At 65.0% G+C, this 26,192-nt stretch carries 26 protein-coding genes; 10 read left to right on the plus strand and 16 right to left on the minus strand.

What is annotated here, in order from left to right; translation table 11 throughout:
* Positions 1-3 precede the first annotated feature (3 nt).
* Positions 4-795: an IclR family transcriptional regulator gene (locus tag FQ377_RS07225; RefSeq protein WP_148600587.1), complete on the plus strand. Its 792-nt coding sequence runs from the start codon at positions 4-6 to the stop codon at positions 793-795.
* Positions 796-958: 163 nt separating this feature from the next.
* Here FQ377_RS07225 and FQ377_RS07230 read toward each other — a convergent pair whose 3' ends face one another.
* From FQ377_RS07230 to FQ377_RS07240, 3 genes are read right to left on the minus strand one after another with little or no spacing between them, the layout of a single operon-like run.
* Positions 959-2,554, minus strand: coding sequence for a GMC family oxidoreductase (locus tag FQ377_RS07230; RefSeq protein ID WP_148600588.1), 1,596 nt, complete (start codon positions 2,552-2,554; stop codon positions 959-961).
* Complete coding sequence (locus FQ377_RS07235; RefSeq protein WP_148600589.1) at positions 2,551-3,171, minus strand: hypothetical protein; 621 nt, start codon at positions 3,169-3,171, stop codon at positions 2,551-2,553. The genes FQ377_RS07230 and FQ377_RS07235 overlap by 4 nt, the downstream gene beginning before the upstream one ends.
* 46 nt (positions 3,172-3,217) lie before the next feature.
* Positions 3,218-4,294: an NAD(P)-dependent alcohol dehydrogenase gene (locus FQ377_RS07240; RefSeq protein ID WP_262364327.1), complete on the minus strand. Its 1,077-nt coding sequence runs from the start codon at positions 4,292-4,294 to the stop codon at positions 3,218-3,220.
* A 103-nt stretch (positions 4,295-4,397) separates the two neighbouring features.
* Here FQ377_RS07240 and FQ377_RS07245 point away from each other — a divergent pair, with 103 nt between their 5' ends.
* Positions 4,398-5,135 (plus strand): hypothetical protein, encoded by a 738-nt coding sequence (locus tag FQ377_RS07245; protein WP_148600590.1) that lies wholly within the window; start codon positions 4,398-4,400, stop codon positions 5,133-5,135.
* An 18-nt stretch (positions 5,136-5,153) separates the two neighbouring features.
* On the opposite strand, the gene FQ377_RS07250 is transcribed toward FQ377_RS07245, so the two are convergent.
* The 4 genes from FQ377_RS07250 to FQ377_RS07265 form a co-directional block, all read right to left on the minus strand.
* Positions 5,154-5,546: a type II toxin-antitoxin system VapC family toxin gene (locus tag FQ377_RS07250; RefSeq protein ID WP_148600591.1), complete on the minus strand. Its 393-nt coding sequence runs from the start codon at positions 5,544-5,546 to the stop codon at positions 5,154-5,156.
* Positions 5,543-5,809, minus strand: a complete 267-nt coding sequence (locus tag FQ377_RS07255; protein WP_148600592.1) for a type II toxin-antitoxin system Phd/YefM family antitoxin — start codon at positions 5,807-5,809, stop codon at positions 5,543-5,545. Before FQ377_RS07255 ends, FQ377_RS07250 begins: the two co-directional genes overlap by 4 nt.
* A gap of 186 nt (positions 5,810-5,995) precedes the next feature.
* Positions 5,996-6,715: a DUF305 domain-containing protein gene (locus FQ377_RS07260; protein WP_148600593.1), complete on the minus strand. Its 720-nt coding sequence runs from the start codon at positions 6,713-6,715 to the stop codon at positions 5,996-5,998.
* A gap of 159 nt (positions 6,716-6,874) precedes the next feature.
* The gene (locus FQ377_RS07265) at positions 6,875-7,417 is read right to left on the minus strand and encodes a hypothetical protein (RefSeq protein WP_148600594.1); all 543 of its coding nucleotides are present in this window, start codon (positions 7,415-7,417) and stop codon (positions 6,875-6,877) included.
* A 199-nt stretch (positions 7,418-7,616) separates the two neighbouring features.
* On the opposite strand from FQ377_RS07265, the gene hxlB reads away from it, so the two are divergent.
* Complete coding sequence (gene hxlB, locus FQ377_RS07270; protein WP_148600595.1) at positions 7,617-8,192, plus strand: 6-phospho-3-hexuloisomerase; 576 nt, start codon at positions 7,617-7,619, stop codon at positions 8,190-8,192.
* Between the two features lie 57 nt (positions 8,193-8,249).
* Positions 8,250-8,873, plus strand: coding sequence for a 3-hexulose-6-phosphate synthase (gene hxlA / locus FQ377_RS07275; protein WP_148600596.1), 624 nt, complete (start codon positions 8,250-8,252; stop codon positions 8,871-8,873).
* Between the two features lie 83 nt (positions 8,874-8,956).
* Here hxlA and FQ377_RS07280 read toward each other — a convergent pair whose 3' ends face one another.
* Genes FQ377_RS07280 through FQ377_RS07300 form a run of 5 tightly spaced genes read right to left on the minus strand, consistent with a single transcriptional unit; the run spans position 8,957 to position 14,962 of the window.
* Positions 8,957-10,456: a sodium:solute symporter family protein gene (locus tag FQ377_RS07280; protein ID WP_148600597.1), complete on the minus strand. Its 1,500-nt coding sequence runs from the start codon at positions 10,454-10,456 to the stop codon at positions 8,957-8,959.
* On the minus strand, positions 10,456-10,680 hold the full coding sequence (locus FQ377_RS07285; RefSeq protein WP_148600598.1) for a DUF3311 domain-containing protein: 225 nt from the start codon (positions 10,678-10,680) through the stop codon (positions 10,456-10,458). The genes FQ377_RS07280 and FQ377_RS07285 overlap by 1 nt, the downstream gene beginning before the upstream one ends.
* The gene (locus FQ377_RS07290) at positions 10,677-11,936 is read right to left on the minus strand and encodes a M20 family metallo-hydrolase (protein ID WP_148600599.1); all 1,260 of its coding nucleotides are present in this window, start codon (positions 11,934-11,936) and stop codon (positions 10,677-10,679) included. The genes FQ377_RS07285 and FQ377_RS07290 overlap by 4 nt, the downstream gene beginning before the upstream one ends.
* 49 nt (positions 11,937-11,985) lie before the next feature.
* A complete protein-coding gene (locus tag FQ377_RS07295) occupies positions 11,986-13,566 on the minus strand; it encodes an amidohydrolase (protein ID WP_222861852.1) in 1,581 nt (526 codons plus the stop codon).
* Positions 13,567-13,588: 22 nt separating this feature from the next.
* Entirely contained in the window at positions 13,589-14,962 is a 1,374-nt protein-coding gene (locus FQ377_RS07300; RefSeq protein WP_148600601.1) for an aspartate aminotransferase family protein, read from the minus strand.
* Between the two features lie 115 nt (positions 14,963-15,077).
* Between FQ377_RS07300 and FQ377_RS07305 the strand changes: the two genes are divergently transcribed.
* From FQ377_RS07305 to FQ377_RS07315, 3 genes are all read left to right on the plus strand, one after another.
* Entirely contained in the window at positions 15,078-16,427 is a 1,350-nt protein-coding gene (locus FQ377_RS07305; RefSeq protein ID WP_148600602.1) for an aminotransferase-like domain-containing protein, read from the plus strand.
* A 205-nt stretch (positions 16,428-16,632) separates the two neighbouring features.
* The gene (locus FQ377_RS07310) at positions 16,633-17,385 is read left to right on the plus strand and encodes an SDR family NAD(P)-dependent oxidoreductase (RefSeq protein WP_148600603.1); all 753 of its coding nucleotides are present in this window, start codon (positions 16,633-16,635) and stop codon (positions 17,383-17,385) included.
* Between the two features lie 996 nt (positions 17,386-18,381).
* Positions 18,382-19,482, plus strand: coding sequence for a type I restriction endonuclease (locus FQ377_RS07315; protein WP_148600604.1), 1,101 nt, complete (start codon positions 18,382-18,384; stop codon positions 19,480-19,482).
* Here FQ377_RS07315 and FQ377_RS07320 read toward each other — a convergent pair.
* The 4 genes from FQ377_RS07320 to FQ377_RS07335 form a co-directional block, all read right to left on the minus strand.
* The gene (locus tag FQ377_RS07320) at positions 19,457-20,740 is read right to left on the minus strand and encodes a hypothetical protein (RefSeq protein WP_148600605.1); all 1,284 of its coding nucleotides are present in this window, start codon (positions 20,738-20,740) and stop codon (positions 19,457-19,459) included. The two genes, FQ377_RS07315 and FQ377_RS07320, sit on opposite strands and share 26 nt — an antisense overlap.
* Positions 20,741-20,798: 58 nt before the next feature.
* Entirely contained in the window at positions 20,799-21,593 is a 795-nt protein-coding gene (locus FQ377_RS07325) for a VldE C-terminal domain-containing protein (RefSeq protein WP_262364328.1), read from the minus strand.
* A gap of 207 nt (positions 21,594-21,800) precedes the next feature.
* Positions 21,801-22,469, minus strand: a complete 669-nt coding sequence (locus FQ377_RS07330; RefSeq protein ID WP_148600606.1) for a CPBP family intramembrane glutamic endopeptidase — start codon at positions 22,467-22,469, stop codon at positions 21,801-21,803.
* Positions 22,470-22,550: 81 nt separating this feature from the next.
* Entirely contained in the window at positions 22,551-23,738 is a 1,188-nt protein-coding gene (locus tag FQ377_RS07335; RefSeq protein ID WP_187393288.1) for a thermonuclease family protein, read from the minus strand.
* A 252-nt stretch (positions 23,739-23,990) separates the two neighbouring features.
* Here FQ377_RS07335 and FQ377_RS07340 point away from each other — a divergent pair, with 252 nt between their 5' ends.
* The 3 genes from FQ377_RS07340 (at position 23,991) to FQ377_RS14995 (ending at position 26,186) form a co-directional block, all read left to right on the plus strand.
* Entirely contained in the window at positions 23,991-24,626 is a 636-nt protein-coding gene (locus FQ377_RS07340; protein WP_187393289.1) for a haloacid dehalogenase-like hydrolase, read from the plus strand.
* 430 nt (positions 24,627-25,056) lie between these two features.
* Positions 25,057-25,560, plus strand: a complete 504-nt coding sequence (locus FQ377_RS07345; protein WP_148600609.1) for a GNAT family N-acetyltransferase — start codon at positions 25,057-25,059, stop codon at positions 25,558-25,560.
* 113 nt (positions 25,561-25,673) lie between these two features.
* On the plus strand, positions 25,674-26,186 hold the full coding sequence (locus FQ377_RS14995) for a hypothetical protein (RefSeq protein WP_148600610.1): 513 nt from the start codon (positions 25,674-25,676) through the stop codon (positions 26,184-26,186).
* The last annotated feature ends 6 nt before the right edge of the window (positions 26,187-26,192 follow it).

Genomic DNA, 26,192 nt, shown 5'->3' on the forward strand with positions numbered 1-26,192 from the left:
TCCATGGGACGCAATGACGCATTCACCGGCATGGCCTCGGTGCAGAAGGCCTTCGCCCTGCTCGATGTGGTGGCTGCGGACCAGCGTGGGCTGACCGCGAAGGAGATCGCCGCAACACTCGACATCCCGGTGCCCACCGTCTACCGGCTGCTGAAGACCCTGGTGGAGTCCGACCATCTGATTCATCTCAAGGACGACAGCCGTTACGCGCTCGGCTACAAGGTCCATGCCCTCGACACTTCGCTGCGCCGCCAGGTCAACACGCCCTCGGCAGTGGTACGGCTGATCATGGAGTTGCATTCCCGCAGCGAAGCCGCCGCCTATTACGCCGTGCACCGCGGCGACCACATCGTCGTCGCCCATGTGGTGGACTCCCCGGCCCACCGGCGCATCACCCCGATGGGCTTCGGTTTCAACGACGCCGCGCACGCCACGGCCTTCGGGAAGATCCTGCTCGCCGGCATGGACCCCGCCCGGCGCCGCACCTATCTGGCCCGCCACGGCATGCCGTCGATGACCGATTACACCCTCGGGAGCGTCGAGGCGCTGGACGAGGAACTCGAGCGGGTCCGGGAGGACGGGATCGCCAAGGAGCGCGAGGAGTTCATCCTCGGTGCCTCCTGCCTGGGCGCGCCCGTCATGAACGCGGCCGGGCAGATCCTCGGGTCCGTCGCGGTGTCGATGGACGCCGCCGACTTCGACCGCCGATCCGGAGCGGTGGCTACAGTGCTGCGCGACACCGCCGACCGCGTCAGCCGGGCATTGCGCGCGACGTCGGTGCTGCCGCGCCGGTGACCCGCACCGCTTGCGGCGCGGGCACGTCCCGACCGCTCCCGACACGATCTGCCGACGTCGACCGGCACTGGACGGGCACCGTCCTGCCCGGGCACGTCCTGACTCGCACCGGACGGGAAGCGGAGCCCGCGGCCCGCTCCCCGCCCGGTGGATCCGGTCCTTCCTAGATTGCCGAGGCCGCCATCTGCTGCGCGATGTGATCGGCCTGCCGGATGGCCAGCGCCACGATGGTCAGGGTGGGATTCGCCGCCGCGCCCGTGGTGAACTGGGAGCCGTCCGAGACGTACAGGTTCGGCACGTCGTGCGTCTGGCCGAATTCGTTGACCACGCCGTCCTCGGGCCGTTCGCTCATCCGTACGGTGCCCATGTTGTGCGTGGACGGGTACGGGGGCGTGCGGTGCGAGGAGCGCGCGCCCACGGCGTCGTAGAGGAGCGAGCCCTGCTGGTAGCCGTGGTTGCGCATCGCCACGTCGTTCGCGTGATCATCGAAGTGCACGTTCGGCACCGGCAGGCCGAGGGCGTCCTTGACGGAGGTGTTCAGCGTGATCCTGTTGGACTCCTGCGGCATGTCCTCGCCGACGATCCACATGCCCGCCGTGTTCTGGTAGTCGTCCAGCAGCGAGGCGAAGCCAGGCCCCCAGGCCCCGGGGTCGGCGAAGCTCGCCAGGAACGCCGGGCCCAGGGCGATGGTCTCCAGGTAGTAGCCGCCGGCGAAGCCGCGTGTGGGATCGTGCCGGGACTCATCGGCGATCAGTCCTGCCATCGTCTCCCCGCGGTACATGTGCACGGGCTGGTCGAACGTGGCATACACAGAACCGGTGGTGTGGCGCATGTAGTTGCGACCCAGCTGGCCGGAGGAGTTCGCGAGCCCGTCCGGGAACAGCGACGAGCTGGAGAGCAGCAGGAGCCGCGGTGTCTCGATCGAATTCCCGGCCACGGCGACAACCCGGGCCTTCTGCTCCTGCACCCGGCCGTCGGCGTCGATGTACATCACGCCGTCGGCCTTGCCCGCGGAGGTGTGCGTGATCTGGACGGCCTGGCTGTTGGGTCGCAGATCCAGCTTGCCCGTGCGGAGCGCCTTCGGGATCTCCGAGACCATGGTGGACCACTTGGACTTGTTCTTGTCGCCCTGGAAGTTGAAGCCGTCCTGGATGGACGCGGGCCGGCCGTCGTAGGGTTCGGCGTTGGTGCCGTAGGGGCCCGTGGCGTAATGCCGGTAGCCGAGCTTGTCCGCGCCGGCAGCCAGGACCTTGTAGTTGTTGTTCGCGGGCAGAGCCGGACGGCCGTGGCGGTGGGTGCTGCCGATCTTCTTCTCGGCCTTCTCGTAATACGGTTCCAGGTCCGCCAGCGTGATGGGCCAGTCCAGCAGATTGGCGCCGTCGATCTCCCCGTAGGTGCTCAGGGCCTTGAACTCGTGCGCCTTGAACCGTGGGGTGGCGCCCGACCAGTGCGTGGTGGTGCCGCCCACGGCCTTGACGATCCACGCCGGCAGGTTCGGGAAGTCCCTGGCGATCCGCCAGGAGCCCGACGTGGTGCGCGGGTCCAGCCAGGCCATCTGGTGGAACGCCTGCCACTCGTTGTTCTCGTAGTCCTCGTTGCGCAGGTAGCCGCCGGCCTCCAGGACCACGACCTTCACGCCCTTCTCGGTCAGCTCGTGCGCGAGGGTGCCACCGCCCGCTCCGGAGCCGATGATGACGACGACGGAATCGTCGTCGTGGGCGAAGCTGGCGGATCCTTCTACTGCTGATTCGTGGGTCATGCTGAGGTGGCTCCTTCGACGATGTCGGACCCCTTGAAGAGGTCATCGAACGGGTGGTCGGTGCTTTCGATGGTGTCGCGGTCGGCGCTGGTCGCGACATCCTGTGCGGGTGCTGCGGCGGTGACGATCTCGTAGTCCAGGGGGCCGATCTCGGTCAGGGTCTCCTCGGACTCCTCGATACGGGGGTCGGGGAGCCAGTCCAGATCGTCGAAGCCTCGATGCAGATAGCCGCCCTTGGAGAAGGACTCGCCCTCGTAGCCAAAGATGTTCCAGACCTCGGGGTCGTCGTAGAGGCTCAATACCGTGGCCCGGCGGATGGAGCTGAAGAACTCCAGGTCGCCGAGGGCCTGAAGGGCGCCGAGCGCCTGATCGTCGGGCAGATCCACGAAGGGCGTCCCGTCCGGTGCGTCGAGGGTGAGCAACCCCTGAGTCAGCGCCATCCGCGACCAGGTGGGTTCCGCCGATTCTGCGATGATCCTGTCCGCCATCCGTTCGTAGGGGCCGTCCGGCACCTGCGGGTGCGGGAAGGCCACCCGGATGACCCTGATGAGGGTGCGCCGGGCTTCATCGGTGAGCTGCAGCGCGTCAGGAGCGGGTGTGTGTGCGGGGTCCGCCATGATGTTCTCCCTGTGGTGGTGTTCGGTCGGTTCTATCGGTCGGGGGTCAGGTGGTGCGGTGCGGCACCAGGATGCCGCGGCCCAGGAGCGTGCCGTTGTCGAGATCGTGCATGGCCTGGACCGCGTCCTCGAGGTCGTAGACCTGGGTGTGGAGCGTGACCTTGCCCTGGGACGTCAGCGTCATCAGCTCCACCAGGTCGGTGTAGGTGCCCACGAGATTCCCGACGACGGAGATCTCGCGCGAGATGATCTCGATGGTGTCCACGTTCACGGCACCGCCGTAGCCGATGCTGAAGTAGCTTCCACGGTTCCGCAGCGCCGTGATGCCGAGGGACTCGGTGCCGTGCTCGCCGACGAAGTCGAAGACCACCTGCGCCCCGCCGCCGGTGATGTCCAGGAGCTTCCCGGCGTCGGAGGAGTTCACCGTGTGGTCCGCGCCGAGCGAGGTGGCCAGCTCCAAGGCGGCGTCGGAGTGGTCCACCACCGTGATCTCCGCGGCGGTGAGGGCCTTGAGGGACTGCACGCCGATGTGCCCGAGGCCACCACTGCCGATGACGACGGCGTGGCTGCCCGGGGGCAGCAGCGGGACCGCCTTGCGCACGGCGTGGTAGGCGGTGAGGCCGGCGTCGGCCAGGGCGGCGATGTCCGCGGGGTGCAGACTCGCATCCAGCTTCACCACCGAGCGGGCGTTGGTGCGCATGAACTCGCTCATGCCACCGTCCACGTTGAGCCCGGGGAAGGTGGAGTTTTCGCAGTGGGAGTCCTGGCCAGCCCGGCACGGCAGGCACAGGCCACAGGTGACGAGCGGATGCATGATCACGGTGTCGCCCGGAGCCACATTCGAGACGGCGGAGCCGACCTCCCGGACCCAGCCCGCATTCTCGTGGCCGAGGATATACGGCAGGCTGGGGTGCTGGATGGGATCCCACTGGCCCTCGATCACGTGCAGATCCGTCCGGCACAGGCCTGCGGCGCCGATCTCCACGATCACATCCCACGGCCCGGTGACGACGGGCTCGTCGACGTCGTCGATCCGTGGATCCTGGTGGTACTGGTGCACCCGGACGGCCTTCATGGAACTCCCTGCATAGGCGGTGATACCTCTGAGTGTGAGGCGGGTCACGCAGGAAGGAAAGCAGGTTTATCGCGGGATGAGAATGGGTCCTCCGTGTCGGTCGGGCGGCGCGCTTACCGGAATGCTCGGAGGGATCGGTGAGACTTCGTCCATGGACCACGACCCCACTCCGCCGTCGATGATCACCCGACTCCTCGAGGAGATTTCGTGGGAGAAAGCGGTGAACTACCGCCGTGGCGGCCGAGGAATGGAGAACGTCCTCACAGCAGAGGTGCTCATCGGTCTGGACCTGCTGCCGAGGACGCATTTCCTCGCGGCGGTCGTGGATTCCTGCTCAGGTGCCGACGAGGTACGGGCGATCCTGGCGGACCAGGCCGAGTCCGCGCGGCTGTCGCTGCTTCCCGGGGACATGTCGGTGAATCCCGCTGTGGTAGGCCAGAAGTTCATCGTGCAGCCGGACGCGCTGATCCTTAGCCCGAGGGTCTTCGCCTTCGTCGAGGCGAAGCGCATCAGGACCAGCGCCTTCCAGCCGGAGCAGCTTGCCCGTGAGTACGTGACCGTCATGAACAACGCGGGGGACCGCACTCCACTGTTGTTCCTCCTCGGCGTCGAGCCTCCCGTCTCCGTGAGGGGACTCGGCAAGATGTCGCTGCAGGACGCCGTCAGGCTGCATCTGCCCGCCGTCCTCGAGCGAGCGGGAAACACGGGGCCGACCGAGGAAGAGCTGATGGACCGGCTCGACGACGTCGTCTGCTGGATGTCCTGGGAGGACCTGCTCGCATCGGTGAGTACGCAGCTGGCCGCCTTCTCCTGCGGAGATATCAGCACCGATGCCGCCGTACATCGCACCGCGAACCAGGTGATCAGCGCAGTGTCCTGGCACGCTTGAGGCTGTGGCCAATGGCTCCTATATGGCCCCCGGCGATTCGACAGTGAGACCGGCTTGGATAGCGGCTACGCCCATTTCTGCGTCGTAGGTCACCAGGATGTCGGCTTCGAGGCGGATCGCCGTCGCGAGGTGAAGTGCATCGGCGCTCCTGAGCCGTCCTGGAAGTGCTGCAGCAACCAGGAAGTCTGATCGCGTGGCATCGGCTAGATCCACCCCTCTCAGAACCGCGTTCACCAAGGCTGGCGATATAGCCGCTCGTCTTTGTGATGCGCAGTGCAGTTCGGTGTGAAGGAGCATGGAGGACACGATGTCGAGATTCGGCGTACCTGATAGGTACTCGGCCACTTGTTCGGACTCGCGCTCCTCGACAAGAAGCTTCAGGGCAGCGGACGTATCCAAATAGGCGATCATCGATCAGCGCGAAGATCAGAAAGAATGTCGGCAGACGCGTCCTCGATCTCTACGCGCTGTAACAATCGGAAGTCGACTCTTCCTGCGGGCGCGGGGCGTATACCGCCTGAGCGGAGCAGTTGCTCGTAGGGAGTGCGGGACGGCGGGACGAGTATTGCGGCAACCTCGCCGTTGTTGGTGACGCTGATCGTCTCGCCGTTCTTGACACGTTCGAGGATTTTGCTGCTCTGGTTTCGTAGCTCGCGATGCGGGATTATTGTCATAGGAGCCTCCGTAGCAAATGTAGCAAATCTAGCTGCCGACCGATAGGGATCGATGGGCGCGTAGCGGTGCCGGCGCGAAGGGGACGGGACCTCCACGCCGGCACCTGTTCAGGGGCAATCCGGTCCGCGGATCAAGCTCTCGTTGGCGGTGATCGCGGACAGGATTGCATCAGAGCCCTGTGCGAATCACAGGTCCGCGCGGAGGCCCTTCATCTCCTCGATCTCGGCCTGCTGGGTCTCCACGATCGTCTCGGCCATGGCAAGGGTGTCCGGGTACTCGCCGTTGTCGATCTCGGTGCGCGCCATGTCGATCGCGCCCTCGTGGTGGGCCGTCATGGACTCGAGGAATATGCGGGACGCTTCTGGACCATCGGCGGATTCGAGGTCGGCCATCTCGTCCTCGCTCATCATCCCGCCCATGCCCATCCCGCCCATCTCTCCCATATTTCCCATCGACCCGGAATCGGATCCCATGGAGCCCATGCCCTCGCCGCCCATGGGGCTGTCCCACGTCTCGAGCCAGCTCTTCATGGTCTCGATCTCGGGGCCTTGAGCGGCCTTGATCCGAGAGGCGAGGTCCGCGATCTCGGGGGTGACGCCGTCCTTCGCGAGCATCAGCTCGCTCATTTCGACGGCCTGCTCGTGGTGCGGGAGCATCATCTGCGCGAACATGACGTCCGCGATATTGTGCTCTTCCGCCGCGGCGTCGGAGCTTGTATTCGCCGTTGCATCACTGGACGGCGTCGCCCCGTCCGGGGCGCTCGTGGCGGGGGCCGCGGCTGCCGAGCTGGAGGTGTCCGTGCTGCCGGTATCGGCGCCGGCGGTCGAGCCGTCGTCGGTCCCGCAGGCGGAAAGGGTGAGTGCCGTCGCAAGGCTCAGGGCGGCAAGGGAAAGGGAACGCTTCATTATGGTCAGATCCTTCAGAACTCGAAAAAGGGTGTGCTGTCAGTCGCTCTCGCCCGCTCGAAGGGGCGGTGTATGCCAGCTGCGCACGCTGTCAGGCGCCTGCGGGCACACGGGGAATCCGGCCCTGCCACCAGTAGTGACGGGAGCGGGCCGCGGATTCTACGTGCGGCTGATGCAGAGCTGAGCCAGGGAAGGAGTAGGGACTGTTCGGGAGGTCTGGTCCGCCAGGGGTGGTCCCCGCCGGAGCAGGGAGAATGCCAGGGCGCGGCCGGTCGGGGTGAGGAGCCAGGCGATCCCAACGAGGACAAGAGCCAGGATGCACATGCCCAGCGCCATCTCGCCAGAGCAGTCCGTATCGCATCCCACAAGCACGGTCTGGTCGCCGTGACTGTCTGGCGCCGTCAGCGCAGCAAGCGCCGAGTTCGCGGAGTGCGCAAATGATCCGGCCGCAGATGATGCAGGCCCGCCGTCGATCGCGTCCGTCCCGGCGGCTGTGTTTCCGGCGACCGCATGCGCGGCCGTGGAGGTGGACGCCGAACCCGTGGCCTGATGCGGCGTTGCGCCGTGGCCGCCCATCCAGACATGCATGGCGAGGATGCCGATGATCACCGCGGTCAGGCCGATGAGCGAGAACAGGGCAGGAAGTATGGAGGAGGGTGTGTGCGGCATCGCGGGACGACGTCGTCCTGAACTGATTCCCATCACCACCACCTCCCCTCGCCCTACCGTCTACCGGTCATGCCGGACAGGTCTAAATCTATACCCCCTAGGGGTATGGATCAACGTGGTCTCCTGAGCCGGAGTCAGCTGTTAGCCGATTCCGGCTCCAAAAGATTCTTCCGTTCGGCAACGGTGATCTACTGGAACGTCACGCAGAAGCCTGCAGAGAGGAGCACTACTGATGACTGAATCATCGGACCTTCCCTCGGTCACCGCGAGTCTCCGCCTCATCCGGGACGAACTCGCCGGAGCAGCGGACGGCCTCCAGGGGGACCAGCTCGGTGCGCTCGTCACCGAGATCCAGCAGGCTCGACGGGTGTTCGTCACCGGCGGCGGACGCAGCGGACTCGCCTTGCGCATGCACGCCATGCGCCTCATGCACCTCGGTCTGACGGTCCACGTGGTGGGCGAGACGACGACGCCGGCCATCGACTCGGGCGATCTCCTGATCGTCGCGTCCGGCTCCGGTACCACGGCCGCTGCGGTCGCAGCAGCCGAGACCTCGGTCTCCGAGGGTGCCCGCGTCACGGCCCTGACCACTGACGGCGAGTCGACGCTCGCGAGTATTGCCCACGCCGTCGTCGTCATCCCCGCCGCGCAGAAGACGGACCACAGCGGCGCTGCTTCCCACCAGTACTCCGGCAGCCTCTTCGAGCAGGCGCTGCTGCTGGTGCTCGACGCCGTCTTCCACACGCTCTGGCAGTCCGACGGCACTCCCGCCGAGGAACTCTGGCCCCGGCACGCGAATCTCGAGTAGAGCACGCGAACCTCGAGTAGCGCCCCACTCTCCATTTCCAGCAAGCAAAGGACACCAATGAAACTGCAACTCGCCATGGACGTACTGACACTCAAGGACGCCCTCGAACTGTCCGGGAAGGTGGCCGAGTACGTCGACATCATCGAACTCGGCACCCCGCTGGTGAAGAACGCCGGTCTTGCGGCCGTCACCGCGATCAAGGCGGCCCACCCCGACAAGATCGTCTTCGCCGACCTGAAGACCATGGACACCGGCGAGCTCGAGGCCGGTGCGGCCTTCGAGGCGGGCGCCGACCTCATGACCGTGCTCGGCGTGGCGGACGACTCAACCATCGCCGGAGCCATCAAGGCCGGGAAGGACTACGGCCGCGGCGTCGTGGTGGACCTCATCGGCGTCGACGACAAGGCCGCCCGGGCCAAGGAGGTCACCGACCTTGGCGCCGAGTTCGTCGAGTTCCACGCGGGCCTCGACGAGCAGGCCCAGGACGGCTACGACCTGGGCACCCTGCTGACCGCGGGCAAGAAGGCCGGCGTCCCGTTCTCCGTCGCCGGTGGTGTGGAGCTCGACACCATCAAGGACGTGCAGGCCTCGGGTGCCGACGTCGCCGTCATTGGCAGCGGCATCTACAGCACTGATGATCCCGCTGAGGCTGCCCGCGCACTGCGCGACGCCATCAGCTGATCCTCCCGACTCCCCAGAGGGAGTAGTGCGCAGAAAGGCCGGCTCCCGCGGGGAGCCGGCCTTCCAGTCTGTAAGGGTGCTCGCTACCGCACGGAAGTCCTCAGCCCTTTCTCCCGGGCGACGACGCCGTCGATATCCACGAAACCATCGATCGCCTCGACTGCCGGTGGCTTCGTGGCGAAGCTCAGACCGACCATGACGACGACGTTCGCGATCAGCCCGAGGATGCCAGGGTTGATGTCGAACAGTGGCTCGGCCGCGAACTGGTAGTAGTAGTTCACCAGGGCGCCCACGAGCAGCCCGGCGATCACGCCGGGAGCCGTGGCCCGGCGCCAGTAGAGGGCGCTGTAGACGGCCGGGGCGAACTGAACGATCGATCCGTACGCGCCGAGCAGCAGCGCGATGAGCCCCTGCCCGCCGAACACCGCGATGAGGTAGGCGGCCCCGCCGATCACGACGACGGCGGTCCGCATGGTCACCAGCGTCCGCTGCTCCGGCATGTTGGGCCTGATCTGGTGCACGACGCCGTTCGTGAACTCGATGGAGGCGCTGTGCGTGATCGCGTCCGCAGAGGACATGGCGGCTGCCAGCGCACCCGCGCCCACCAGACCGTAGAGCCAGCCCGGCATCTGGAGCACATTCGTGATCAGGTGGGGGAGGATCTCGTCGGGAAGGACGTCACCCGACTGCACGGTGCCGATGGCTGCGAAGCCGGCAAGCAGCAGCGGGATCAGGAACAGGGCGAAGATGGGGTAGATCAGCACGGTGCGCTTGATGGTGACGGGCCGCGACGAGTACGACTTCGAGAACAGGTGCGGCCACATCAGGATGCCGACGAGGGACACCAGGATGGTGGTGGTGTAGGCCGTGGCCGACATCGTGGAGCCCTCGGAGCCGATCTCCAGGAACCCTGGCCGATCGCGGGCGATGCTCGAGAACATGGCGCCGGTGCTGCCGTGGAGCTGGACGACGACGACGATCCCGATCACCCAGGAGATCACCACCATCAGGATGGCCTGGAAGACGTCGGACCAGGCGGCGGCGCGCAATCCGCCGGTGGCCACGTAGACCACCACGATGCCGTAGGCGGCCAGGGCGCCGAGCCAGAACGGGACCTTCCCGTCGGTCATGATGTTGAAGATGTACGCCATGCCCTTCATCTGCGTCGCGAGGTACTGCACGAAGGCGAAGAGCGCGATGACGGCGATCAGCACGGGGATGGCCCGGTTGCGGAAGCGTGCGAAGAGGAAACCGGAGACGGTGTAGAGATCGAGGCGCTGGCCGATCTTCCGGATCTTCGGACCGATGATGTACCAGGGCAGGATGCCGAACGCCGTGTAGACGATGATGTAGTACGCCGGTGCTCCGCGGTCGAAGGCCCAGCCCGGTGCGCCGAGGAACGAGAACGCGCTGAAGACCGCACCGCCCATGAGGCAGGCCGTGACGAGGATGCCGAGGGTACGGCCGGCGACGGCGAATTCACTGACGGATCCGCCGCGGCCCTTGCCCGCCCAGAGGCCGATGAGAAGTGCGACGGCCAGATAGGCCAGCATGATCATGAGTGCCCATTGCCAGTCCTGCATCAGTCCTCACCCTCCTGCTGCTTGTTCTCCGGGTCCAGGAAGTAGAGGACGATCACCGCGACGAACACGATGAGCACCCAGAGGATCACCCAGAAGAAGCTGAACGGGAAACCGAGAACGATCGGCATCTCGCGATTCGCGAAACCGTAGAGCGGGAAGATCAGCGGCAGGAACGCCGCCACGGACACGATCGTGAAGATCGTGGTGAACGTTCGCTTTTTCATCCTTCACCTGCTTTCTCTGTTGTGCTGGTGGTCAGTGCCCCATGGATCAGTTCGGTGGCCACGTCGGTGAGGGCGCGGAGACCGGAGACCATGTCGTCGTCGGTGGTGAACTCGCGTTCGCAGTGGGAGACGCCGTCCACCGACGGGATGAACAGCATCACGGAGGGAACCATGCTGTTCATGGCCACGGAGTCATGTCCCGCCATGGTCTGGATGCGGCGGATCCCGAGTCCGAGCCTGGCCGCCACCTTCTCGGTGAGCTCCACGCCGTTCTCCGGGAAGTGTTGGACAGGGCGGACGTCGAAGTCCCTGACCGTGATCTGCAGGTGCTGTTCCTCGGCGAACGCCTCGATGTCACGCATGAGACTCGCCCGGGCAGCCGCCACGATGTCCGGGTCCCCCGAGCGCAGGTCCGCCACCAGGTGCACCCGGCGGGCGACGACGATGGGTGAGTTCGGCTCCACGTTGAACCGGCCGACGGAGGAGACCATGGCCTCCTCCTCGAACTCCTTCGTCAGCTCGTGGACGAGCTGGACCACTCTCGCCGCCCCGAGCAGGGCATCATGGCGGTCCGCCATGGCGGTGGCGCCGGTGTGGGACTGCTCGCCGAGTACCTCGATGTCGAGCTTCTGCGTGTACCAGCTCGAATCGACCGCCCCGAGTGCCAGGGACTCGCGCTCGAGCCGGCGGCCCTGCTCGATGTGCACCTCGGCGTAGGCGACGGCCTCCGGGCGCTCATCCGTGCCGAGGAAACCGATCCCGCCCAGGGCGTCCCGGACGGAGACGCCGTCGAGATCCTGGACCGCCAGCATGTCCTCCTGGTCCATCAGCCCGGCGTAGACGGAGCTGCCCATGAGCGACGGCGGGAACCGGGCACCCTCCTCGTTGAACCAGTTGACGACGGCGAGATTGTGCGTGGGGGGATCCGAGGCCGCGATCTGTTCGCTGATGGTCCGTGCGGCGTGCAGGGCTGCGATGACGCCGAAGGCGCCGTCGAAGCGCCCGGCCAGCGGCTGGCTGTCCAGATGGGATCCGATGAGCACGAAGGGCGCTCCGGGTGTCCACTCCAGCAGCGCGAACATGTTGCCGATGCCGTCCACGCGGACGGGCCAGCCCTGCCGCGCTGCCCATTCGGCGAACCAGGTCCGGGTCCGGCCGTCCTCCGGCGTCGCGGCCTGGCGTTCCACGCCGTTCCCGCTCGTGGCGCCGATGGTCGCGACCTCGTGGAAGTCCGTCAGGAAGGCTTCAGCGGACACGGTGGGGCTCCTTCGGCTCAGGGATGTCGGCGGTCTGGTGGCAACAGGATCATGGGGCGGACCACACGCACTCGCCGCCCACCCAGGTGGAGCGGACGGCGGTCCGGTGGATCTCGGAACCCGCGACGGCGGTGATGTCCTGATCCAGCACCACGAAGTCCGCGAGCTGTCCGGGGGTGAGGCGGCCCTTGATGTGCGCCTCGCCCGTGGCTGCGGCGGAGCCGTGGGTGTAGACCCCGAGGGCATCGAGGACGTCCAGCCGCTGCTGCGGCCCGACGACGAGCCCGTCGGCGGATTCGCGGGTCACCATGCTCTGCAGGGCCACGAGCGGATCGATGGGCACGATCGGGTAGTCGGAGGACCCCGCCACCGCGATCCCGGCGTCGAGCATGGACCGGTGGGCGCAGGTGAACTGCGCGCGGTCCTCGCCGTAGTAGGTGGTGATCTGCCGGCCGTAGAAGTGGACGAAGGCCCCGAACGGGACCGGGGTGACGCCGGCCCGCTTGATGCGGTCGATGATGCCGGCGTCCACGATGCTGCAGTGCTCTATCCGGTGGTTCATGCGTGCTTGCGCCGGTTCCGGGGGCAGGGCTTCGATGGCGTCGAGGACCTTGCTGATCGCCAGATCACCGTTGGCGTGGACGGCGGCGCGCAGACCGGCGTCGTGCACCTGCCGGAGCTGCTGGGTGAACTGCTCGTCGTCGAGGACCTGCAGGCCGTTCCCGGAGTCGCTCTCGCCGGGGTAGGGCCGGCTGCAGAGGCAGGTACCGCCGCCGAGGGCGCCGTCGAGCATCATCTTCACACCGGCGAACTGGAGGCGTGTGTCGGCGGGGGAGACCGGAGGTGAGGCCGGATCGAAGTAGCTGTGCCAGAGCAGCATGTTCACACGCGGCGTGAGCGTCCCGGCGTCGAGCGCCGCGCGGTACAGCTGCTCCTCCACGGGGGTGACGATGGCGTCGCAGTAGGACGTGATGCCCACCGCGTGCAGTTCGGCGTTGACCTCGGCCAGTGCGGCGGTCCGGGCGGACAGCTCGGTCGGGTCCACGATTTTGCCCTTGCCCGTGCCGGGCAGCCACTGGTCCAGCCAGGCGCACTCGAACATCCAGCCGTTGAGCGAGCCATCCTCATCGGTCAGGAGCTGCCCGCCCGCAGGTGCATCCGCGGCGGTCCTGTAGCCCATCAGCTCGAGCGCGGCACTGTTGGCGACCGCGCGGTGGAAGCTGTACTGGATGAGCAGGATCGGCCGGTCGCCGGAGATGGAATCGAGGAAGGCCCGGTTGACGACGTCGGCCGTGAGCCGGCGGTCGTCGAGGGCGTGCCCGATCACCCAGGCGCCATTGGGGACTGTCGCGGCGCGGGCGGTGACGGCCCGGCGTAGGTCGTCCGGGTGGTCCACCTCGGTGAGATCGAGCCTGGCGCGGGCCAGGGCGGCCTGGGAGACGTGGCAGTGGGCGTCGTTGAAGCCCGGGACCACGAGGGCGCCGTGCAGGCGGATCTGCTCGGCGTCCGGGTACTGCTCCTCCAGCAGCGCGAGGGTGCCGGTCGCAGCGATCCAGCCGTCACGGACCGCGAAGGCCTCCGGCTCCGTGCCGTCGAGGGCGATGATCCGCTCGGCGGTGAAGATCCGCACGGGATGCCCGGCGCCGTCCACCCTACGAGCCCGTGTAGTACCGGTCGGCCACCTCGAGTGCGGCGTCGAGGGCCTCGACGCCCTCCGCGATCTCCTCCGCGGAGGTGTTGCACGGCGGGACCACGTGGGTGCGGTTGAAGTGCGTGAAGGGCCAGAGGCCGTGCTTCTTGCACTCGGCGGCGAACTCGGTCATGGGCCGCGCGTCGTCGCCCGTTGCGTTGAACGGCACGAGCGGTTCGCGGGTCTCGCGGTCCCTTACCAGTTCCAGGGCCCAGAAGACGCCGAGCCCGCGGACCTCACCCACGCTGGGGTGGCGCTGGGCGAGCGCGCGCAGGGCCGGGCCGATGGTGTCCTCGCCCAGGGAGCGGGCGTTCTCGACGATCCGCTCGTCGTGGAAGGCGGTGATGGAGGCGACGGCGGAGGCACAGGCCAGCGGGTGCCCGGAGTACGTCAGCCCGCCGGGGAAGGGCCGGTCGCGGAAGTACTCCGCGATGCTGTCGGAGATGATCACGCCGCCCAGGGGCACATAGCCGGAGTTGACGCCCTTGGCGAAGGTGATCAGATCGGGTGTGACGTTCCACCGGTTCACCGCGAACCACTCACCGCACCGGCCGAATCCGGCCATGACCTCGTCGGCGATCATCATGATGCCGAACTCGTCGCACAGCGCCCGGACCCCGGACAGGTAGTCCTCCGGCGGCACCAGGATGCCGTTGGTCCCGACCACGGGCTCGAGGATGATGGCCGCGATGGTGTGCGCCCCCTCCACCGTGATGGTGTCGCGCAGGTGGGAGAGCGCGCGGTCGCACTCCTCCTCCTCGGTCGTGGCGAAGAACGCCGAGCGGTACAGGTACGGGCCCCAGTAGTGCACGACGCCGGCCATCGCCGGTTCCGAGGCCCAGCGGCGCGGATCCCCGGTCATCGAGATGGCTCCCGCCGTCGAGCCGTGGTAGCTGCGGTACGCGGCCATGACCTTGTGCCGTCCGGTGGAGAGCCGTGCCATGCGGACGGCGTTCTCCGTGGCCTCGGCCCCGCCGTTGGTGAAGAACACGGTATTCAGATCTCCCGGCGCCACCTCGGCGATCAGGCGGGCCGCCTCGGAACGGGCGTCGTTGGCGAAGGCGGGCGCGATGGTTGCGAGCTTCCCGGCCTGCTCCTGGATCGCCGCCACGACGGCCGGGTGCTGGTGGCCCAGATTGAGGTTGACGAGCTGGGAGGAGAAATCGAGATACCGGGTGCCGTCGTAGTCCCAGAAGTAGGAGCCGCGGCCACCGGCGACGGGCAGCGGGTCGATATGACCCTGGGCGGACCAGGAGTGGAATACGTGGGTCCGATCGAGGCGGCGAACCTCGGCACCGGCCTCCGGATCGGCTGAGATGTCAGTTGTCGACGTCATGGGGTCCTCCTGCGCATGGGCACCACGAGCGGCTCTCGAATGGCGGCCTCTTCCTGCCTCCGAGGATAGGGGCGAAAACCTACCACTACAATAGGAGTTTTGTTATGTTACATAAATGAGCGATGTGACAACTGTCCTAGGTGAGCGTCTCGAGAGCCGCACGGCTCGCGGTCTCGCGCAGGCCGTCAGCAGGGCCGTCCGTGACGGAGTGCTGGATCCCGGCACGAAGCTGCCGGCGATCCGTGCCGTCGCGCGGGACCTCCAGCTCTCGCCCACGACGGTCAGCGCCAGCTGGTCGCTGCTGGCACGATCGGGCGCGATCGTCACCGACGGCCGTCGTGGCACCACGGTGGCCGAACCGCACACGGCATCCGACCGGTACCGGCAGGCGCTGGAGCATCCCACCCTGTTCAGCCTGGATCTGTCCACCGGTGTGCCGGACCCGCAGCTCCTGCCGCAGTTGGACAAGGCGCTGACCTCCGTCACGGGTGCCACGACGCCGAGCAGCTATCTCGACCCGCCCGTGGTACCGGAGCTGGTGGCTGCGCTCCGTGCGGACTGGCCCTATGCGGCGGAGGAGTTCGGTATTACCGATGGGGCCATGGACGCGGTGGATCTGGCCATCCAGTGCTTCTTCCGGTTCGGCGACCGGGTGATCGTGGAGCATCCCACCTTCCCGCTGCTGCTGGACCGGCTCGAGGCAGCCGGGGTGGAGGTGGTGGGTGTGCAGCTGGACGAGGAAGGCATGCTGGTGGAGTCGCTCGAGAAGGCGCTGGGCACTCCGGCCGTCGCCGTCATCCTGCAGCCCAGGGCCCAGAACCCCACCGGGGTCTCGCTCACGCGCCCACGAGCCCGTGCGCTGGGCGAGGCGCTCAGGGGCACCGGCACCCTGGTGATCGAGGACGACGCCGCAGGATCGGTGGCCTCGACGGCACCGCTGAGCCTCGGCGAGGTGGTGCCGGAGCAGACACTCCACATCCGCAGCTTCTCCAAGTCCCACGGACCCGATCTGCGGCTCGCCGCCGTCAGTGGATCGCGCAGCATGATCGGCGCGATGAACGCCCGGCGGCAGCTCGGTCAGGGCTGGAGTAGCCGCCTGCTGCAGCGCATTCTGCTAGTGCTGCTCACCGACGATACTGCCGTGACCCAGGTGGCGACGGCGCGGCACGAGTATCAGCGACGGCGTGACGCCGTCGTCGCGGCGCTCGCCGAGCACGACGTCGTGGTGGCGGGCAGCGACGGCATCAACCTCTGGGTGCCCGTCCTCGACGAGTCGGCAGCGCTGGTCAGACTCGCGAGCCAGGGGATCGGCGCCACCCCGGGGACGCCGTTCCAGGTGCTGCCGGAGAAGAGCGGCCACATCCGGGTCACGGTCGCGACCGTGACCGTGACCTCGGGAGTGGAGGAGCTTGCCGGGAACATCGCGATGGCTGCCAGAGCCGGCCGATGGACGGGTGGGCGCTGAAAGTCCACGTACACCTTCACCAGAGGGTTCGACGGCGGCGTAGAAGCAGGTGACGGTGCAGGCAAGGTTCTCACGGAGGAACCAGATGACCGTCCCGCTGGAAGAAGTATGGTCGAGAAGGGGACTGCGGCTGGCAGCCGGATGGTCGTACCGTAATAATTTGTCGAGCTTTGCCTGAACTCACATCTCTCAGAGAGGTTTCATCATGTCATCATCACAATTGGCGGGGCACGTGGTCATCGTCACCGGCGGCGCCTCCGGCATCGGCGGAGCCACCACCCGGGTGTTGGTCGCCCGCGGCGCGAAGGCCGTCGCTGTGGACATCAATGAAGAAGCCGGCCTGGAACTTATCTCGGACCTCGGAGAGCACGCCGCCTTCCTCAACGGTGACGTGTCCGCTCCGGATGTAGCCGCCCAAGCCGTCGCACTCGCTGTCGAACGATTCGGCAAACTCACGGGACTGGTGAACAACGCTCACGCCTCACGGCAGAAGCCCTTGCTCGAACTTGAGGCAGCCGACTGGGAGCTCTCCTTCGGAACGGGATTCTGGGCCACGGTCCAGTTCATGAAGGCAGCCCATCCGGAGCTCTCGAAGGTCGGCGGCTCGGTCGTCAACTTCGGCTCGGGTGCCGCCATCAGTGGGCAGGAGACGCAAGCCGCGTACGCTGCCGCCAAGGAGGCGATCCGGGGTATGTCACGGGTAGCCGCCAGCGAGTGGGCGCCGTCGGGGATCCGTGTGAATGTCATCTCTCCGTTGGCCCACACCAGCGGGGTGGAGGCGTGGTCGAAGGCCGCACCGGAGCAGTATGAGCAGGTCCTCAAGTCCACCCCTTTGGGTCGTTTCGGTGACCCGCAAACCGACGTCGCCCCGATCGTCGCGTTCCTCCTCTCTGAGGATTCCCAGTACATGACCGGCCAGACACTCATGGCTGATGGGGGCACGCACAAGTTGTACTGATGACCGTGTGAGACCTTCCGTCTCAGGGCGGAGGTGGGTGGTGAGCGTGAGCTCCTCGTTGACGACAGTCCGTTTGAATCTCTCGCGCAGGACGCCGTAACCCGAGTGGTGGAGCGGTGGGGTTCCCTGGACTCCGCACGTAACGATGCGGGGAATCGGCACCGCCAGCATTCCATTCACTGAACAGGACCTGAGGCATTTCCACCTGATGCCTATGGCGCCGTTGACGCTGCGGTCCCGATTAAGCGGACGGCCTCGGCTGAGGAACAGGCCGCCGCTGTGTGGTTATCAGGTCAGTCAAGTTACATCACGGGTACCCTAATCCAACCTCGAGAGCGGGTGCCGGATTCTCCGAAGGCACTAGCGCCGAATCCAGGTTTCTACCCGCGCCGACCCCGCATCCGGAGGGGTCTTCGGAGCTACCTGGGAGCGAGGGGTTCGCACGGGCCGTGGAAGCCGGACTCGGTGGATTCAGGATGAGATTGGGCACTTGGCCTTAGCCAAGGCATTGACCGAGGCCCATCAATTCTCTCGTCGACGCGGCGCTATCCAGGGTGGTCAGAGCTCAGGGTTGATGCGGGAGGGATAGACGAGTACGCAGCTTGGGAGAGCATTTTCAACTCGTCGTGATCCGACCCTCCCGGAAGTACGATCAACTTCGTGGTGGAAACAGATGGCAGGGTTGTGCTGGAGATGGTGAGCCGGTCAGTGATATCGCTGCAAGGTGTTCTGCGGCGGAATGGCCAATGCGTGCGGTCCGCGGCGTCGATGAAGGATGTAGCGCAGGAAGAAGCCCTGACACGAAGCCCTCAACCACGATTTCGAGGCTGCTTGAATAAACCTCGACGTCAGCGCTACAGCGGTCGCGCTGCGACCGTCCTACGAGCGTAGTTTCTGCGTCTTCATAAGGGGTGACACATCAGCTTCCGTTCCGGGTCCACCAGATGTTCCTCTAACCGATTAGGGTGAGGGAAAGCACTCAAAGCAGGGGGAATCGTGGAATTTGCGGAACGACTGACAGCGTTGGCTGCGAAGGTGCGGCAGCAAAAGTCTCAGATCGATACGGAGGAAGCGACGAAGAACGCCTTCGTGATGCCCTTCATCTCGACCATCCTCGGGTACGACGTCTTCAACCCACTGGAGGTGGTCCCCGAGTTCACTGCCGATGTCGGTGTGAAGAAGGGCGAGAAGATCGACTATGCGATCATGCACGGCGGAACTGTCCAGATACTTATCGAGTGCAAAAAATCAAAAGAACCGTTGAAGATCGAGCATGCTTCTCAGCTCTACCGGTATTTCGCCGTTACCAATGCTCGCATCGCAATTCTCACCAACGGTGAAACTTACGAATTTTTTACTGACCTCGACGCGCCCAATCGTATGGATGCCAAGCCATTCCTCGTGCTGGATCTCAATGACATCGACGAAACGCTCATACCCGAGTTGATGAAGTTGACCAAGGAGATTTTCGACCTCGATTCGATCATCAATGCAGCAGGAGAGTTGAAGTACATCGGTCAGATCAAGAGGACGCTCGCTTCGCAGTTCAAAGAGCCTGACGCCGAGTGGATTAAGTTCTTGACGATTCGAGTGTACGACGGCGGCGCCTATACGCAGAAGGTTCGCGAGCAGTTCACAGTCCTCGTAACCAAGGCAACCAAGCAGTTCCTCAACGAGCAGGTGAATGACCGGCTCAAGACCGCGTTAGGAGCTCCAAATTTTCCGCTGGCAAATGAGTCGGCAGTAGCTGCGACAGTCACCAGTGAACAAATCGTGGAGGAGGACCTCAATGAAACGGGTGTCGAGACAACAGTCGAGGAGCTTGAGGGCTACCAGATTATTCGTGCCATTGTCTGCAACGAAGTAAAGCCTGCGCGCGTGGTTCAGCGAGATGCGAAGTCCTACTTCGCAGTGTTGCTCGACGACAATAACCGGAAGCCGATCGCGCGCCTGCATTTCAACCGAGTACAGAAATACCTGGGTGTCTTCGATGCGCAGAAGGTCGAACAGCGCATTCCGATCTCGTCACTGGATGAAATCTACGAGCATGCTGACGCGCTTCGCTCCAGTGTCAGGACTTATCTGGCGGCGGGCTGACCGAGTGTTGACCTTGAATTACACCGGGTCTTTCGACGAGTTCGCTCCTGGCTCGCCCTGACCGAGTCAGGCGGGGACGCTCGATCTCTCGCAGCTTCTGAACATGCGGTCCTATTTTGCTGACGGCTCCTGGAAGAGATCCACCCGCAGTGCCGACCATGTCTTTCGTGTGAGTGGTGAGATCGCTGAGCGACTTGCGCCAACTTTCCCGTTCGACCTTGCCGTAGACGAGCCCGTCGAGCTTGTACACATTTGCATAGCACGCAACATCGGTCTGAATCTTCTCGGCTGCGTTGAGGGTAGCTCTGCTTCTCAGCGGACTAACCACTCGGGAGAAATCGTTGACCTCCGAAATGAGACTTACTGCGTCGTTCAGCTTCTGCAAGTGCACCGCAATCAATGCCCGTCGACGCAGCTCGGCTTCCTTGATGGCTCGAAGGTGGGGATCGACGTCATTGGGCTCTGCCTTCGCCACGTGAGCAACTTCGAGCGCATCAAACCTGTCTTGGTTCGCGCTGCAAGCAGCGAGTAGAACCAACCACGAACGGATATCGGTCTTGCTGGCCGCTGTGATCGCGTTGGATCGATCAGTTGCGCTGCCGCTGATCAACGAATCGGCTATGAAGTCCAGTTGATTGAGCGCGTGGGAGCTGGCCTGCCCGAGGGACGTTCCATGGTTCGCGATCTGAGCCCAGGTAGTCTCACTGATCCGGTTTGTCTCCTGATAAAGCGTATAAGCCTTTTCCAGCACCATCGTGATGCCCTGTACATCACCGAGCGCTTTCGCCCTATTATCCGAAAGGAGCCGGTCCAGCTTCACGTCCATCGCTTCGACAAGCTTCTCAAGGTCCGCCAGGGCTGCCTTAAGTGCGGCAGCCGCGCTCAGGGCGGCGACATTGGAGACCATCATCGGATTCACCTGCGCCGGCTCGAATTTCGCGGTTGACGCGATCTGCCCTTTCACCCCTCGAATAATTCCTGCTACGGGACCATCGGGGTTGTACTCTCTGTACTTCTTCAGCAGTGCCGCCGACTCGGCGGTCATGGTGAACGTCGCTCCTGTGGTGGACGAATCCGCCAGCACGTTGAGCCCGGTCGCAGCGGCAACCGCTTCAATCGTGGCAGTTTTCGCCTTCTGCGTCAGGTCGGTACGGACCGCGAGGTCTCGAATGAATCGCTGCACTGTATTTGTTGACCCGACAACTGCAACTTCGTCTCCCGAAATGAACAGCCCGAGCTCTTGGTTCGGTTTCTCCACGCCCTTATTCAACCACTTGTAGGACGAGGAGTTCGTCTAGAAGCTGCCGAAGATATTCCTAGGCTTCAGGGATCTTGCCGAGGACGTCCACATGCACATGGTCCAGATGGCGGAGGATCTCGTTCGCCGGTGCCGGCGCCTTATAGGGGTGCCACTGCCCCCGGGTGATGCGGGCGCTCCAGAACTGGTCGTCGAAGATCACGTACTGGATGTCCAGACTCCCGGCATGGGCCACGAGCCACTGCGCCAGGAGCCATCCCCCACGCTGATTCTCCTCGGTGATCGGCCGGAAGAAGACGTCGATCGCCCGGCCGTCGTAGTGGGTGGATTCCTCCCCGTGTCCCTGGCCGACGCCACCAGGTGCGAATCCGCCCAGGCTCTGCTCACCGAATACCTCCACCATCGCCGTGCGTACCTGCTCGGCGCGGGGAGTGAGCCCGCTGTCGGTCAGCGCCTGCTCCGGCAGGTCATCGGCGGTCCCACCTCGGCAGGTCAGCACCGGTCCGGGGCCCTCCGACGGACCGACAGCCAGCGCCTGCATCACTGCTTCATCGAGATCGGCGGTGTCCGGGGTCTCTACTCCGCGGGCCTGCAGCGCGGCCGCCGTCGTCGCACGTTCCGCCTCGGCCCGGTCGAGGCCGGTCTTACCGTCCATGGTCCGGACCACGCAGTCCGGCTGCGACAGAAGGGATCCGGTCGCGGTTCCCAGGGTGTCGATCGCGCTCGGGCGAAGCAGCACGAGGGCTGTTGCGAGCACGGCGAGCACGAGGAGGACGACCACCAGTCGCAGGGAGCGGTGCGGGCGGATGTGGCGTCGGTTCGTCGACCTCGTCACGGCATGCATCCGTTCCATCGGACGAGGACCTCGAGCCGACTGCCCACCCTCGCGCAGGGGAGAACCAGCCAGACCGACCGGCAGTTAGGGACGATGACAACTCCTTCTCGACGTGCCCCGGATCTCCGCAGACCAGGGACAGGCACTGAAGGATCAATCGACGGCGGCACCTATCGGTTCCCGTGGTGGCCGCTTTGTCCGAGAACTCACGGTGGTCCCTGCAGCTCAGGTGCTCGCGACTGCTGCCAGTACGACGACGGGGAGATCGGCGACGAGGTGAGCCACGATATTCACGGCCAGGCTCCGGCGCCAGAGGTACAGTGCCCCCAATGCGACGCTCAGCGGGAAGACGACGAAGACGGTGTGGGGCAGGCCCCATGCCCAATGTGTGAGCGTGAACAGGAGTGCGGGCACGAGCAGTACCAGCACGGTCGGCGCACGCAGGGCAGTGAGCGCGCCCATCGCCACAGCCCGGTAGACGACCTCTTCGGTCACCGCGGCGGTGAGCACCCCGACGACGGCGATACCGACGTCGAACTGCGCGGCCGTCTCGACGGTGCCTGTCTCGTAGCCGCCGATCCCAGCGGCACCGACGCTCAGCAGGGGAACCGCGATCGCGAGTCCTACCCCCGCTGCAAGTGCGAGCATCGTGTCCCGAAAGCTCAGGCGTTTCAGGCCGAGCGTTTCGGCCGGGGCGAGGCGACACCAGGCAATCGCGGCGAGGATCGCGATCACCCACATCGAGGCGAGAGCTACATACGTCCCCACCGGTCCGAGGCGACTCGCGAGCGGGCCCGAGGCGAGAGTCGTGACGACGGCGGCGACGAGGCAGGTTGCCGCAAGGCCCACGAGGGCATAGTGCGATCGCGCCTGTGCTCCCGACGACTGTGGCATCTGCTCTCCAGCGCATCCGCAACGGCATTACTGGGTCGGATCAAGCGTGACCCCTTCAGGGCACCGGTAGCAATACCACCATCAGCACGGGCGGTAGGTCTTCCCGCCCGGCGCGTAGCAGCGTGGACCGGTGTACCCCGGGTACGGGTCCTGGGCTGCCGGGGGAGGCGGGGCGACGTACGGTTCGACGGGAGGGACGTAGGGCTCGGGTGCCGGCGGGAGATTGCGGATCCGCTCCTGCTCGGCGGCCGCCGCGGCTTCGGCTGCGAGGCGGTCGGCCTCGGCGCGAGCCTCTGCCTCAGCCGTGACCCGCTCGGCCTCGATGCGGGCGATCTCCACGGCGTCGGCCCTGACACGCTCGGCCTCGATCCGTTCTGCTTCCGCGAGTCTGGCGGCCTCCGCTTCGGCGGCTTCGGCGGCACGCGCGGCCTCTGCCTCTGCGCGGGCCTGGGCTTCCGCTTCCTCGAGAGCCGTGATCTCCGTGTTCACGGTAGCGAGTCGCCGCTCGCCGTCAGCGATCCGGATATCGAGGTCGCTCGCCATCGCCGCCGCTCGTGTGCCACCGAGAGCGAGGGCGCGCACGGTGTCCTTGCCGGCATCGAGCGCCTCCCGCACGGCTTTGGCGGTGACCAGGGCAGCGGCGATCCCCGCTGCGGTCGAGGCGAGGGCAGTCCCCGTCTCGCCCATGGGAGCCTCGGTTGCGGCAGTCAGGGCCTCTCCGGCCTGCGTCGCTTCGGCAGGGAGCGTGCACTCCGCCATGGGATCCAGCAGGCCGACACCTGCCTCGGTCGCCTCGTTGTACGCAGCCTGGACGTCGTCGTAGTACTTGCTGTTCGGTTCGACGAGGAGGGGGACGCCTAGGCCCACCCGCGCGAGTTCGGCGTTGACGAGGGTCTGGTCCTCGACGAAGACGGCGGCGAGGACGCGGTCGTACCGGTCGGTGCGCTCGACGTCGAAGTCCAGCGCCACCTGGGTGCCGGGCGGCGTGAGTGACTCGAGCTTCTCGGTGGCTTCCTGGCCGAGGCACTCGACCGGCTTGTCGGGGTGCTTGGTCTCGGGCGTGTCGACATTGAGCAGCCGGACCGTCTGGTCGGAGCCGTCGAAGGCGATGACGAGGGTGTCTCCGTCGATCACTCGCACCACGGTGCCGGGCTCGAACTCGGTTGCCGTCTCACCGGACGACGTCGGGCCCGTGCAGGCTGTCAGGGTCGAGGCGAGGATCGTCGCGGTCAGGAGGACAGCTGGTGCAATGCGGCGGAACTGAAGCAAATGGATCGGTCTTTTCTGCAGATACCAGGGGGATGACGGTGTACGCGGACCACACTCTACGGCTACCACTGGAATTCGAAGCATGTCTCGTTGCTGCTGGAGGGGAAATTGTGAATCACGTGCGCTTGTCCGGGGCGGGACACTGACAGGCTGCGGCAATATCCTCCGAGGAACCGGGAGCTGGTTGCTTCGACCAGCACGACCTCTGCCCTCAAGCTGCACTAGATTTCTATGGTGCAACAACAAGCAGGTGTGACCCTGTTCGACCTCGACGGCGTCCTGACGCGCCACGACACCATGGCTGCACTAATTGTTCAGCGACTGAAGCAGAAGCCTCTTCGGATCCTTGGGGTCCTGCCGCTCTTCGTAATTGCGGCCATCGCGGGAGCCCGCCGTGGGGTAGCGGCGAAGGCTAATCGACTCGCCGTACGATTGACGTTCGCCGGTTTGGCTGAGCAGGAGTACCGCGCCCTCGCCGCTACGGAGGGACAACGGATGGCGACCCGATCCGGGTTCATCAGGGAAGGCCTTATAGAGCTCTGCCGCGAAAGGCAGAAATCGTCACGCGTTGTCATCGTCACCGCATCCGAAGTGCACCTTGTCGAGGCATTCCTCACCGCTTGCGGACTCTCCAACATCGAATTGATCGCATCACACCTCGATTTTTCGACACGAGTTCCCCGTGTCAAGCTCCACAATGTGGGATCCCAAAAGATCCGTAGCCTCCGTATGGCGGGAGTCCTGATCGAGAACGCCACGTTCTACACCGACTCGGCAAGCGATCTCCCACTCGCCCTCGTCGCTGCACGCACCGTCATCGTTCACCCCAGCAAAAGATCACGCCGCCTCCTACTAGCAGCATTGCCTGGCGCGCAGCTCATCGAGTAGGACCCGCGATTACGGACCGACAGGGCCCAAACCGGGAGCGGCGGACCAGTTATTGCAGCTTCTGAGACTCCGAGTGTCGTGAAGAGCCGCTTATCGTTGCCGTCCGAGGTCTGGGCCATCACCTCCGGATCGAACGACGTCATCGACGAACGCTTGACGTGATGTATCAGCAGGACCATGGGTGCTTCGGCCATGGCCTCGTTGGGCGATGAGAACGACGTTGCGTCCGATAACGGCGCGTGCCGCGTGGACAAATCCTCTGCTGCTTCCTGCGAGCACGTGGGGGATCACCACAGCAGGGTCCTACACCGTCGAAGACGGTGTAGGAGACGAGCACACCATCGCTAGTGGCCTCGTGAATCGAGTTCCTCACCCGATGATCTCAAAAGGAGATCATGTACTACCGAGCTGACCCGTATCATTTGAACCCATGGAACTGCGTCTCCTTTCCGAGTCCGATAAGGACCAGGCACTGCTCGCCCAAAAGGAACTGGTCGCTGAACAGTTCAATTTCCTCTTGAGTTACGATGCTGATGTCGACTGGACGGAGTATCTCGAGAAGGTCGAGGACACCCGACAGGGTCGCAATCTTCCCGAGGGGTATGTTCCTGCAACCTTCTTTCTGGCGGAGGTGGGCGGGGACCTGGTAGGGCGAGTGCCGATCCGCCATAAGCTCAATCCCGTCCTGCGGACCGTCGGCGGACACATTGGATTCGCTGTCCGTCCTCGGTCCAGACGGCGTGGGTATGCCCAAGAGATGCTGAAATGCGCCATTGTGGAAGCGAAGCGGCTTGGGATCGATAACGTGCTGGTGACCTGCGACAGGGGCAATCTCGGGTCAAAGACAGTTATCGAAAGGTGTGGAGGAGTCGAGGCGCCGCAAACAGTCGACGGTTGCATGGCAAACAAGGTCCGTTACTGGATTACAACCTAAGCTCGGCTTGCTCCGTACTCAGCGTCGTGTATGAGGATTTTTCCCGTTTTGCGCTGTCACCGTGTCTCTGTCCGACGGTTGTTCCTCAACTCCCTGCAGTACGCTGGGCCATCGTGGAAGGGGCTACTACGAAGTCATTTCAGCTCTCATTGATAATCGCCATGGTGGGCGTTGCCCTGAACGGTTGCAGTGCTAACGGTGACGCCACCACCGCAGAACACACACTACCGCCGCGTCCATTGGAGAGCAGCAGCAAGTCGACGGTAGAACTGCCGGGGTCACAGGCACTTCCTCTTGAAGGAACGTGGAGCGGGGACGTCCTTCAGGGCGGCGTTGGCGTGTATAGCGTCCGCATTTCGTTTTCAGGGAACGCGGACGAGACCAAGGCAGTAGTTGAGTATCCGGAACTTGGATGTGGAGGTCTTTGGGCAACGGACAGCGCTTCTGGGAACGTGCATTCGTTCACCGAAGTAATAACCTACGGTAAAGGTTCATGTGTCACTAAGGCGCAGATCGAAATCGATGCTACTGACGCGACAAAAATAGAATATGAGGTTCTGCCGCCTTATCCAGCCAGGGCCATTTTGACCAGGGATGCTGGGCCAGCAGTCGAACTTCGCAAGTGATGTCAC

The sequence above is a fragment of the Arthrobacter echini genome, from assembly GCF_008107445.1.
GTDB classification, from domain to species: domain Bacteria; phylum Actinomycetota; class Actinomycetes; order Actinomycetales; family Micrococcaceae; genus Arthrobacter_D; species Arthrobacter_D echini_A.